Raw genomic sequence first — 5,413 nt, forward strand, 5'->3', positions numbered from 1 at the left:
CTTTGAGCTGACCCCTTAATATAGAGCTTTACCATTCCTTCGTGCAATGTTTGCCGGTTACTGACAACTCGCCTGACCCGCCTTTGAAGAGGGGGCGATCAAGACAGATGAACAGTTAGCATTATTTAATGCTTATGATATTACCTAACACCGTACTCACAATTCCAACTGCTGTATCTTTTTCAGAAGCTTCCGCGTAACAACGCAATTCAGGGGCATTGCCTGACGGGCGAAGGTGAACAATACAATCATTCGACAGTGTAAGTCGAAGTCCGTCTATCACATTCATGTGTTTTACAGTCAAATTTTTTAAACCTAACTGCTCTATCAGGAGCCGAGGTTCAGCCTCTCCCATTGCCACGATGCGTTGGCTTTTGTGTGTGTCGAAGTTTTGAATACGATCGCTATGTGTGAACCGAGCGGGTAAGCAAGACACTAGGTCTGATATCGACTTTTGCTGAGATAATACAAGTAACATGATCACTGGAAGAACAGCATCTCGCGTTGGCAAAGCTTTTAGCATGTTCTCGTTAACAGTAACATCACTCCCTAGTAAAAAGCCGCCGTTTGCCTCAAAGCCAGCCACAGACTGATACTCCGGAGCTAGTCTTGCAAACTCTGCGATTACGTACGGAGAGCCTATTCTCGTTCTCTCAACATGAGCAAAATGATTGCACAATTCTATCGCCGTATTGCAGCTTACCGGGACAGATAAGGCATCAATTTGCAAAGCATGGGAAGTGAGTAAACCAAGAATGTCACCGCGCAACCAATTGCCATGCTCATCCGAGACCAATGGTCGGTCACCATCACCATCTGTTGAAAACACTAAATCCAAATTGTGCTCATTAGACCAACCAATTGCTTTCGCGATATCAGCCTTTGACACTGCCTCAGTATCTATTGGTACAAACTCATCTGAACGTTCCAAACTTACAACTTCGGCACCAAAGGCCTCAAAGATTTTATAGTAAAGATCCCGACCAGCGCTCGAGTGCTCATAAATTCCAATACGTTTGTTTTCAAGCCATTTTGACTTAAATAATGACGTATAGCGCGAGATATATTGCTCCTCTGCGGATTTACAAACGGGGAGTTCTAATAATTCTGATATAGGCGTAAATTGAACTGTTGAGCCTAAAATTACTTGCTCATCTGCTTTGCTTATCTCACCATCAGGCTTATAAAACTTAAGCCCATTTCTATCAAACGGTATGTGGCTCCCTGTTACCATTATCGCCGGTATCTTTTGCTCTTGGGAGGCATAAGCCAAAGCCGGTGTTGGAATGACACCATAGTAGGTCACATCAACACTCAACTGCTGCAGCGCCGTAGCGCATGCTTGAGCCATCGCATAGCTGCTTGGGCGATTGTCAATGGCTAATGCCACACGCGAAAACTCATATTCCTTTCGGGTGCTACTTATAAACGCCAGAGCGAAAGCAGCGCAAACCTGTGGGTCGAACTGCGTTACCAGGCCTCGAGCCCCACTCGTACCAAACGAAACACCACTGTGAGCGATTACATCGCGAGAGACTAATACTGATTTGTCTAGCATTTTAAACTCTTCCATATCGGTCCTCGAACCGAACAATGTCATCTTCCCCCAAGTAGCTACCTGTTTGTACTTCAATCATTTCTAGAGGAATTTTCCCTGGATTTTCTAAAGCGTGTACGGTGCCCAATGGGATATAAACTGACTCATTCTCCGTTACCAAGCGAGTATCATCACCGATTAATACAGAGGCCGTACCTGATACCACAATCCAATGTTCAGCTCGGTGGTGATGCTTCTGGATTGATAGTTTTTCTCCTGGTTTGACCGTAATTCTCTTGACCTGATCACGTTTGCCCTGATCGATCGAATCATATTTACCCCAAGGCCTGTAAACTTCTCGATGTAATTTATGCTCTGTTCTTTTCGCCAGCTTAAGCTTCTCGACTATCGCTTTAACGTCTTGAACCTTATCTTTGTCGGCAACTAATAGAGCATCCTTAGTTTCAACAATCACTAAGTTATCCACCCCGACTGAAGCAACTAATTTGTTTTCCGAATGAATATAATTATTGCTAGAATCGACAGTGATTACGTCACCGTTTAGTACATTGTTTTGGCTATCCTTGCTAGAGATCTCCCACAACGCAGAAAATGAGCCAACATCACTCCATCCTGCCTCCATTGGAACGACCATTGCTGAATCCGTTTTTTCCATCACTGCGTAATCAATGGAGTCAGCAGGACATGTTTTAAAAATATCTTTATCGACTCTTATAAACTCTTGATCCAACGTTGGAGAATTAATTGCACTCTTACACACTGCCAGTATTTCCGGCGCGTGTTTTTCCAACTCTTCTAAGTAACGGCTCGCTTTGAACATAAACATACCACTGTTCCAAAAGTATTCACCAGAGGAAAGATATTGCTCAGCCGTCTTAAGGTCTGGCTTTTCTACAAACTCACTCACTGCAAATGCACTACCGTTAGGCGTGCCAGCTTTTATATATCCATACCCTGTTTCTGGCTTGCTAGGTACGATGCCAAAAGTTACTAATTTATTTGAAGATGCGAAAGGTAATGCAGCCTCTACTGACTTTACAAATGCTTCTTCATTTTCAATAAGATGATCTGCTGCTAAGACTAGCAAGGTGATATCCTCATCTTCCGTTGACTCGAATGTCGACCTCAAAGCGGCAAGAGCGATAGCAGGCGCGGTATTTCTTCCAATTGGCTCAAGAATAATACCGCTATGCTCAAAACCACCTAAACGCATTTGCTCAGCGGCAATAAATCTATGCTCTTCGTTGCAAATAAGAATCGGAGCTTGTGTATCGATACTGGAAAGTCTCGCAACTGTTTGCTGTAGCATGGTTCCTTTCCCTGTTACATCCAAAAACTGTTTTGGGTAAAGTTCTCGCGATAAAGGCCATAAGCGAGAGCCAGTTCCACCGGCCATAATAACGGGAATAATCATTCTTTTAATCCTAAACTTTGTTCAATTACGTTAGATTTCATCTTAAAATCAGCTTGCATTGATGGTTGAAAATACCATTTAGTATATTGATGGACATACTCACACTCTAGAAGCTCATTTACTGCGAACCATTTATATTTTTAATGTTGCTCTAATGGTAATGATGAAAGCATTTCGTCAACATTAATTTCAAGTTCGTAAGCTAGAACCACGTAATGTGTATTAGTGTTATCACTGAAAAAGCTATCTTCATAAAAGTGTTGATATATACCTTTAAACCGAGATTCCGCAGCCAATTTAGGAATAAACCGCTTCATACAGTGCACCAAGAAACTTAAGCAGCCGAGTCTGATGCTCTTGAACACCCGTTATAAAGCTTTGACCGCCAAATTCGAGTGTGTCGATACCTTCGAATTTTAAGAATACCCAACGTGCCGTCGGTTTAGTTGTCGTCTTGTTCTTTACCATGCTAGGAAAGAATTCCTCGGTCTTAGTGAGACTTTCTCGGATTTTGTGCTCTAAGCTTGCGTAAACGAGTAGGCTAAGCGTCCACGGAAACCGCATGAACATCACCGCCCGGTAAGGCTTTCGAGAACCTTACTTAGATAGTTTTCGTCCATTGCGCAGTTCATCCGTTTGCGTTTAATACCACCTTTAAAGGTGGTTTCACTCTTTAATAGGTTCAAACACATCTGCCTGATCCTTGCTAAAGCCTCTGCGCGATCAAGGGACCAATGCATGGCCTCTACGCCCCAATGAGAACGCGTCGCTTCAAGCAGCGTTTGGGCTTCTAATTCTTTAGAGCATATATAGTAACGAATACTCACATCTTGCTCTGTCGCCACAGACGATTCTTGGCGAATCGAAGCGACGATACCCATTGATTTAAGCTCTGGCCATTCATACTCAATATCACCTAGAACAGACAAATCGCGATTCACTAAAGCCACTCTCGTTTCGATTCTTCCGTGACTTTTTTCTTGTGTACTGTAAGAGAGGCCATCAAAGTCTTGAAGCATGTCCATTCGAAAATAATCATCAAAGGCTTGCTCAAGCATTCCCTGATTCCCTTTAACTGCCAACAAATAATCCGCTTCTTTATCGAGGATTTTCTGCGCTATTTTCTTTTGGCATCCCATTGCATCAATCGTAACCAAGCAGCCTTTTACCTCTAGCAAGTCAAGTAGCTTGGGGATCGCGGTAATTTCATTACTTTTACTATCAACCTTCTGTTGGCCGATACTCATTCCGTTTGCAGTAGCAAAAGCGTTCACCATGTGGATCGTTCCTTTACCTTTTCGAGCGGTCATAAGAGCCACGTAATGTTTTGCCGTCGATGGCGATGACTTCTCCATCCGTCAGTGTATGGCAGTCCTTCATCCAGGCTATAAAGCTTCTTTGCAACGCTGCCGGATTCATCATGCCCATCACTCGAGACAGCGTATCTGCAGAAGGAATACCAGCTTCAAAGTGACCATATCGTTTAAGGAAATCTAAGCGAGCATTGCCAAAATCGATAATGCCATCCCAGCCATCATGACCCGACAAAACGCCACAAATTGTCAGCAAAATAATATCTGATAATTTGTGATCTACTTTGCTTTCTTGTCGGTAGTCTTTAATGATTTGGAAATGCATAAATGGGTTGGTTAACTCGCTCATATTTAGGCTCCTATATTGTCTAGGAGCTATTACAAAACAACGAAAATGATCTACAAGACGATCTTTAATTTCATGTGGTTACATTCAATAGTTGGGATTAGTGATAGGTTCAAAGCGGATTCTTAGCATCTTTGCAGCCCTTATATATCAACGACCTTCATGCGGTTTCCCTGGCTTTGTCTCGAAGAAGTCAGAGAACATATGCAGCGTCCTATTGTGAAAGCCAAGGCCATTAAGAATCATTATTGCTAAAACTGCATCGCCATGTGAAACGTTGCGATCCGAGTACTTGGGAATGATGCGATCAATAATGCCTGGTAAACCGATTTCATGACAGAAAGCAGCGATTAGTCCTAAGTGGTCTAGGCGTTTAATGACAGGTTGAGCAGCAGACATAATAAAGTGACCGTTAAATAACAGTAATAGATCAAAATTGGGGATCGCGGTCAAGAGGTCAGTTGCACTAACATCTGTAAACGAACACTGGATCACATTGTTTTAATTCTGAAATTGGCTGCGGAATGACGGTTTAAAGTCTAACTCTGCATGATCAAGAGACCCTGTAAATAATTCTGTGTAACTGTCGGGGTTACATGTATTGAGTGAGTCGGTCTTCGAACATAATCATAAAACGGTTTAGAGCTTGTCGCCAGTTTCTGATCGGCATCGTCCATTTCTTGGAAGCATCTCGGATAGCCAGGTAGATCACCTTTCTAGCTGATTCATCCGTTGGGAAGAGCTTGCGCTTCTTAATCGCTTTTCTAATAACGCTGTTGAGG

Annotated in this window: 2 protein-coding genes and 4 pseudogenes; all 6 read right to left on the reverse strand. The window is 42.9% G+C overall.

What is annotated here, in order from left to right; translation table 11 throughout:
- Positions 1-121: 121 nt before the first annotated feature.
- A complete protein-coding gene (locus tag AACT21_RS06050) occupies positions 122-1,573 on the reverse strand; it encodes a phosphomannomutase (protein ID WP_254917171.1) in 1,452 nt (483 codons plus the stop codon).
- Positions 1,560-2,972, reverse strand: a complete 1,413-nt coding sequence (locus tag AACT21_RS06055; protein ID WP_094163751.1) for a mannose-1-phosphate guanylyltransferase/mannose-6-phosphate isomerase — start codon at positions 2,970-2,972, stop codon at positions 1,560-1,562. The genes AACT21_RS06050 and AACT21_RS06055 overlap by 14 nt, the downstream gene beginning before the upstream one ends.
- Positions 2,973-3,269: 297 nt before the next feature.
- Positions 3,270-3,524: pseudogene (locus AACT21_RS06060) on the reverse strand (IS1634 family transposase); the annotation flags it as partial.
- Positions 3,525-3,541: 17 nt separating this feature from the next.
- Positions 3,542-4,634 (reverse strand): annotated as a pseudogene (locus AACT21_RS06065) (ISAs1 family transposase).
- Between the two features lie 171 nt (positions 4,635-4,805).
- Positions 4,806-5,030, reverse strand: a pseudogene (locus tag AACT21_RS06070) (DUF4277 domain-containing protein); the annotation flags it as partial.
- 193 nt (positions 5,031-5,223) lie between these two features.
- A pseudogene (locus AACT21_RS06075) lies at positions 5,224-5,413 on the reverse strand (IS256 family transposase); the annotation flags it as partial.

Origin of the sequence: Vibrio sp. V08_P9A1T1, from assembly GCF_963874405.1 — a bacterium.
Classification (GTDB): domain Bacteria; phylum Pseudomonadota; class Gammaproteobacteria; order Enterobacterales; family Vibrionaceae; genus Vibrio; species Vibrio anguillarum.